Annotated in this window: 1 rRNA gene; it reads left to right on the forward strand. The window is 32.2% G+C overall.

Features of this window, described 5'->3' with window-relative positions:
* Positions 1–168: 168 nt before the first annotated feature.
* Positions 169–593, forward strand: a 23S ribosomal RNA gene (locus IE142_RS40090); the annotation flags it as partial.

Raw genomic sequence — 593 nt, forward strand, 5'->3', positions numbered from 1 at the left:
TTTATCCTTCTGTTGTATTAAGAGGTAACTATAAACCTAATTTACAATATACTAAATTAAATTCTAAATCTCGTATTGGATCTTTTGGAATTAAAGGTTGAGTAAGTGGAACTTAAATTTTTAATACTTCCCTTTATATAGTTAATAAAGATGATGAAATAGTCTGAACCATTTTTAGAAAAATGGAAATAAAAGAAAAAATCTTTTATGATAACATAAATTGAACAGGCTAATTTGCGCAAGAGAGTACAAATTGAGTGCGCGGTTTGGCACCTCGATGTCGGCTTAGCTCATCCACATGAATGCAAAAATCATGAAGGGTTCGACTGTTCGTCGATTAAAGAGCTACATGAGCTCTAGAGGGAATTAAAGTAGAATAAAGATAGCCCCTTCGTACGAAAGGAGTTGGGTATATTGACCTATGGTTTACCTGTTGTTTATGTTATATATTATTATACATAATATATCATTTACTTATACTTAAGTAAATTGTTCACATAGGCATGGCAGGAAGGCTACGTCAGTTAAAGATAAGTGCTGAAAGCATTTAAGCGCGAAGCTTACTTTAGGATACTTTTAAACGTAGTAGAACA

Origin of the sequence: Streptomyces mutabilis (assembly GCF_014649815.1) — a bacterium.
GTDB classification, from domain to species: domain Bacteria; phylum Actinomycetota; class Actinomycetes; order Streptomycetales; family Streptomycetaceae; genus Streptomyces; species Streptomyces mutabilis.